Origin of the sequence: Microbacterium sp., from assembly GCF_039812165.1 — a bacterium.
GTDB lineage: Bacteria > Actinomycetota > Actinomycetes > Actinomycetales > Microbacteriaceae > Microbacterium.
Genome location: NZ_JBDIAB010000186.1, coordinates 1 through 5,440, shown reverse-complemented (window position 1 = coordinate 5,440; position 5,440 = coordinate 1). Strand labels below are relative to the sequence as shown.

General features: G+C 71.5%; 7 protein-coding genes. 3 read left to right on the top strand and 4 right to left on the bottom strand.

Annotated features, from left to right (window positions below):
- A partial coding sequence (locus WML84_RS12375; protein ID WP_347346447.1) for a rhomboid family intramembrane serine protease occupies positions 1 to 803 on the bottom strand: 803 nt, incomplete at its 3' end.
- An 8-nt stretch (positions 804 to 811) separates the two neighbouring features.
- A complete protein-coding gene (locus tag WML84_RS12370) occupies positions 812 to 1,369 on the bottom strand; it encodes a peptidylprolyl isomerase (RefSeq protein WP_347346446.1) in 558 nt (185 codons plus the stop codon).
- 86 nt (positions 1,370 to 1,455) lie between these two features.
- Here WML84_RS12370 and WML84_RS12365 point away from each other — a divergent pair, with 86 nt between their 5' ends.
- On the top strand, positions 1,456 to 2,037 hold the full coding sequence (locus tag WML84_RS12365; protein ID WP_347346445.1) for a DNA helicase: 582 nt from the start codon (positions 1,456 to 1,458) through the stop codon (positions 2,035 to 2,037).
- Positions 2,038 to 2,046: 9 nt separating this feature from the next.
- Positions 2,047 to 2,532: a YbaK/EbsC family protein gene (locus tag WML84_RS12360; RefSeq protein WP_347346444.1), complete on the top strand. Its 486-nt coding sequence runs from the start codon at positions 2,047 to 2,049 to the stop codon at positions 2,530 to 2,532.
- A 57-nt stretch (positions 2,533 to 2,589) separates the two neighbouring features.
- Here WML84_RS12360 and WML84_RS12355 read toward each other — a convergent pair whose 3' ends face one another.
- Both WML84_RS12355 and WML84_RS12350 read right to left on the bottom strand, forming a co-directional pair.
- Complete coding sequence (locus tag WML84_RS12355) at positions 2,590 to 3,375, bottom strand: ABC transporter permease (RefSeq protein ID WP_347346443.1); 786 nt, start codon at positions 3,373 to 3,375, stop codon at positions 2,590 to 2,592.
- Entirely contained in the window at positions 3,372 to 4,385 is a 1,014-nt protein-coding gene (locus WML84_RS12350; protein ID WP_347346442.1) for an ATP-binding cassette domain-containing protein, read from the bottom strand. Before WML84_RS12350 ends, WML84_RS12355 begins: the two co-directional genes overlap by 4 nt.
- Positions 4,386 to 4,446: 61 nt before the next feature.
- Here WML84_RS12350 and WML84_RS12345 point away from each other — a divergent pair, with 61 nt between their 5' ends.
- Positions 4,447 to 5,436 (top strand): YafY family protein, encoded by a 990-nt coding sequence (locus WML84_RS12345; RefSeq protein WP_347346441.1) that lies wholly within the window; start codon positions 4,447 to 4,449, stop codon positions 5,434 to 5,436.
- The last annotated feature ends 4 nt before the right edge of the window (positions 5,437 to 5,440 follow it).

Below are 5,440 nucleotides of genomic sequence, written 5' to 3'. Positions count from 1 at the left end.
CGCGCGTAGATCAGGCCGACCAGGGCTCCGACGGCGAGGCCGCCCACGTGCGCCTGCCACGAGATCGGCGACATCGACGTGCCGCCCATGAGCGAGCCGATCACCGGCAGGAACGTGATCACGAGGTTGATCCCGAGCACCACCGCGATGCCGGTGATGTTCGCGCCGATGTGGCGTCCGATCACGAGCAGCGCCCCGAACAGGCCGAAGATGGCGCCGGATGCCCCGACCACCGGGGTCGTGAACCCGAACAGCGTGATCGCGACCGAGCCGCCCAGACCGCTCAGCAGGTAGAGCCACAGGAAGCGCCGATGCCCGAGGAGCGGCTCGAGGCTGCGCCCCAGCATCCACAGCGCCAGCATGTTGAGGCCCACGTGCCAGAAGCCGTCGTGGACGAGGAGCACCGTCAACACCCGCCACGGCTGGAACACGCCGCTCAGCTCGGGGTAGAGCAGGGGCGCGAACATGAGGAGCGAGCCCTGCACGAGCGGGCCGAACCCGGGGATCAGCTGCAGCAGGTAGACGAACCCCGTCACCGCCGCGATGCCGTAGGTCACCAGCGGTCGCGAGTCGGACACCCGCACCGCGCGCCGGCGTCGCGGCATCCGGATCACGTTCGAGGCCGCGGGCCGCGCCTCGGCCTGCGCCTGCAGGCACTCCGGGCAGATGACGCCCACCGGCATCTGCGTCTGGCACTCCGGGCAGATCGTGCGCAGGCACCGCTGGCAGAGCACGAAGCTCTGCCGATCGGGATGCCGGTAGCAGAAGTTGTCCGGATTGCTCTGGAAGTCCGCGGAGCTCACGGGCGGGTTCAGACCTCCGCGACGTCGATCGAGGTCAGCACGACCGGCTCGATCGGACGGTCGCCGGCCGCGGTCGGCACCGCGCTGATCGCGTCGACGACCGCGCGCGACGCGTCGTCGGCGACCTCGCCGAAGATCGAGTGCTTGCCCTGGAGCCACGGCGTCGGGTCGGTCGTGATGAAGAACTGCGAGCCGTTGGTGCCCTCGGGGCGGCCGGTGATCGCGTTGCGGCGCAGACCCGCGTTGGCCATCGCGAGCAGGTACGGCTTCTGGAAGGTCAGCTCGCCGTTGATCTCGTCGTCGAACGTGTAGCCGGGGCCGCCGACGCCCTGGCCGAGCGGGTCGCCGCCCTGGATCATGAAGCCGGGGATGATGCGGTGGAAGACCACGTCCTTGTACAGGGGGCCCTCGCCCGGCCTGCCGGTCGCCGGGTCGGTCCAGGCCTGGGTGCCGTCGGCGAGGCCGACGAAGTTGCGCACCGTGCGGGGCGCGTGGTCTCCGAAGAGGTTGACGACGATGTCGCCGTGGTTGGTGTGCAGCGTCGCGACGGCGGTGTGAAGAGGCATGAAGACATTCTCGCATCCGCATGCCCTCCGTTCCGCGCGATGGTGGCAAGATGGGACAAACGCGCCACGAACAGGGAGGACCCCTCGTGAACCTCAGCCGCAAGCGCAAGAAGGAACTGCGCAGCCTCCAGAAGCAGGCCAACACCCTGTGGGAGTCCCAGCAGGTGCTGATCGACCAGGCGGGCGACATCGCCCGCGAAGCGGGCCGCCAGCTCGGCAACTACAACCGCGAGCAGGTCGTCCCCACGGTGCAGGCCACCTACGACAAGTACGCGGCGCCGTACGTCGACAAGGGCGTCGAGACCTCGAGGAAGGTCTACAACGACCGCGTCATCCCGACCGCCGGGGCGATCGTCGGCTCGGCGCTGTCGGTGTGGGATGCCGCGAACGACACCCGCAAGCGTCTCGCGAGCGGTCGTGCACCCGCGGCCGTCGACCTCGACGTCTTCCAGAAGCGCGCCGACTCCTACGGCAAGAAGGTCGCGCAGCGCCTCGCCGCCACCGCTCCGACGCCCGCCCCCAAGCGCGGCATCGGCGCCGGCGGCATCCTCGCCCTCATCCTCGGCGCGGCCGCCGCTCTCGGCGTGCTCTACGCGGCGTGGCAGACGCTGCGCGCCGACGACGAGCTGTGGGTCGCCGACGACCCGCTGCGCGCCCCCGAGGCGTAACGCCTCTCCATGACCGATCGCACACCCGGCGACCTGGATCGGGTGCGCGCCGCTGCCGCCGACCGCGGGCTCGACATCGAACTGCGGCCGCGGCCCGTGGCGGACAGCCTCGCCGGGGCCGCGGCGCTGCTCGGGCTGCAGCCGCGCGACATCGTCAAGACGCTCGTGGTCAAGCGCAGCGACGACACGTACCTGTTCGCGCTCGTGCCGGGAGATCGCGCCATCTCGTGGCCGAAGCTGCGCGCCGTGGTGGGCGTGAACAAGCTGCAGCTGCCCGACCCGGCTCGTGCGCTCGCGGCCACAGGCTACGCGCGCGGCACGATCGTGCCGATCGGGAGCACCACGGACTGGCCGGTCTTCGCCGACGAGGCGATCGTCGGGCGGCGCGTGGCCATGGGCGCAGGCGCTCCCGGCTACAGTCTCTTCGTCGACGCCGACGCCCTGATCGCGGCGTACGGCGCGACGGTCGCCGACATCTCCCAAGCACTCGAGTAGCCGGGCGGTCGGACTCGACGGCTGCGCCGACGCCCGAGGGCGCCGGCGCAGCTCGTGCTAGCTGCTCTTGCGGATCGCGCGTACGCCCGCCCAGAGCCCGACGGCGGCGAGCGCGAACGCGGCGACCCAGCCCCACAGCACGTCGGGACTGCCGAGATCGCCGGCGAAGAGCGCCCGCTCGGCCCGCACGACCCAGTTCAGCGGATTGACCGTCGCCACGGCGGCCATCCAGCCCGGTCCCTCGTCCAGCGGCAGCAGCATGCCGGAGAGGATCATGAGCGGGAAGATCAGGGTCTGCTGAACCCCCCAGAAGAGCCACTCCCGGTCCTTGGTCTTGAGTGCGAGCGTGTACGAGAGCGCACCGAGCCCCACGCCGAAGACCGCGAGCAGCGCGAGCCCGACGACGAGCCCGACGGGGTTCGCCGAGAACCCGAACGGCATCGCGATCAGCACGATGAGGAGCGCCTGGACGACGATCGGCGCGATCTCCTTGAGCGCGCGGCCCACCAGCAGCGACGACCGCGCCAGTGGCGCCACGAGCGTGCGCTCGTGCGAGCCGGTCATCATCTCGTACTGCAGGTTCGACCCGGTCGCCCCGGTGCCGAACAGCACGATCATGACGAGCACGCCCGGCACGAACCACTGGAGCGTCGCGGCGGGATCCCCCGACTGACCGACGAGCAGCGGCGCGAACAGCCCCAGGAACACGAGCGGCTGCACGAGGCTGAAGATGAGGGTGAACGGATCGCGCACCACGGGCTTGAGCTCGCGGGTCAGCACGTTCCAGGTGTCGCGCGCGGGGTTCTCGCGCACGACGGCGTCGGGGCGGATGTCGGTGGTCATCGTCCTGCTCCTTCCAAGGCGGCTTCTTCTTCGACGGGCTCTCCTTCGCCCGCCTCTCGCAGCGTCCTGCCGGTGAGGGCCAGGAACACGTCGTCGAGGGTCGGCGGCACTCCGGTCGCCGACCGGACGGTCAGGCCCGCGGCATCCAGCGCCCGCACCGCGGCGGGCAGCAGCACGTCGCCGTCGGGAGCCGTGACGCCCACCGCGGCGACACCCTCGCGCCGCACGTCGCGGTCGGTGAGGCGCCGCACGACGTCGAGCGCGCGATCGGCGTCGTCGGCCGTCGCGAACCCGAAGGTCACGACGTCGCCGGCGAGGGTGGCCTTGAGCGCCGATGCCGTGTCGTCGGCGATCACGCGCCCCTTGTCCATGACCATGACGCGCTCGGCGTAGCGGTCGGCCTCCTCGAGGTAGTGCGTCGTGAGGAACAAGGTCGTGCCGTGCTGCGCGCGCAGGTCGAGCACGTGCTGCCACAGGTTCGCCCGGCTCTGCGGGTCGAGCCCCGTCGACGGCTCGTCGAGGAAGACGAGCGGCGGCGCGTGCATGAGCCCCAGGGCGATGTCGAGCCGCCGCTTCTGCCCGCCGGACAGCTGCTGCACAGACCGCGTCGCGAACGAGGCGAGGTCGAGCGACTCGATGAGCTCGTCGGCGCGCGCGCGGGCGGCGCGCTTCGACATGCCGTAGAACGCGCCCTGGCTGATCAGCTCGTCGCGCACGCGCTGGGCGAAGCTGCCGCTGGTCAGCTGGCCGACGTAGCCGATGCGCGCACGCACGTCGGCCGGGCGGCGCAGGATGTCGAACCCGACGACCCGCGCGGTGCCGGAGGTCGGCGGGATGAGGGTCGTGAGCATGCGCAGGCTCGTGGACTTGCCGGCGCCGTTGGGCCCGAGGAAGGCGACGAGCTCTCCCCGGGCGACCTGGAACGTGAGGTCGGTGACGGCCTCGACGGTCTTCTTCTTGACGGTGAAGCGCTTGGTCAATCCCTGCGCTTCGATGATCGGTTCGGTCATGCGACCAGGCTAGAAAGCAACGCGGACAGATTCTGTCCTCGATGAATGGCAATCTTGCTCCATGACCGACACGACGTCGCGAGCACTGGCGCTCCTCAACCTCCTGCAGACTCACCGGCACTGGCCCGGCTCCGAGCTCGCAGACCGCCTCGGGGTCACCGAGCGGACCGTGCGCCGCGACGTCGAGCGGCTGCGCGAGCTGGGCTACCGCATCGAGTCCGCACCGGGAGCGACCGGGGGCTATCGGCTCGAGGCGGGGAGCGCCGTCCCTCCCCTGCTCCTCACCGACGACGAGGCGGTCGCGATGGCGATCGGCCTGCGGGTCGCCGCCGAGCAACGGCTCATCGGCGGTCCCGAGACCACCCTCACGGCGCTCGCGAAGCTCGAGCAGGTGCTCCCCGCCGCACTGCGCCGTCGCGTCAACGCGCTCGCGGACGCCGTGCAGCCCGCCGGCATCCGCACCGGTGCCGCGGTCTCCCCCGCCGTGCTCGGCGAGCTCGCCCTCGCGGTGCGCGACCACGAGCGCGTGCGGTTCTCGTACACGTCCGCGACGGGCGCCGTCACGAGCCGTCGCGTCGAGCCGCACGCGCTCGCGCCGGCCGACCGGCACTGGTACCTGCTGTGCTGGGACCTCGATCGCGACGACTGGCGCACCTTCCGGGTCGACCGGCTCAGCGGCATCCAGCACCTTCGCGTGCTGTTCGCCCCCAAGCCCCTGACGCGCGACGAGATCGAGGAGTTCGTGCTCGTCGCCCGCTCGTGGGTGCGCCAGAACGTCGAGACGGATGCCGTCATGGCGATGCCCCTCGACGAGATGCGCGCCTGGTTCGGTCAGTGGGGGCAGGGCGCGACCGCCGAGGACGCGCAGCACACCCGGTGGCCGGTCGGCGGCGCCGACTGGCGCGAGGCGATGTACGGGCTGACCTACATCCCGCCCGGCGTCGAGTACACGACCGATCTGGCCGAGCCGTCGCGCTCCGAGCTCCGCGAGATGCTCGAGCGCATGCTCCGCGCGCTCGACGCCCCGCCGCCCCCGGCCGTGCACCGCTGACGGG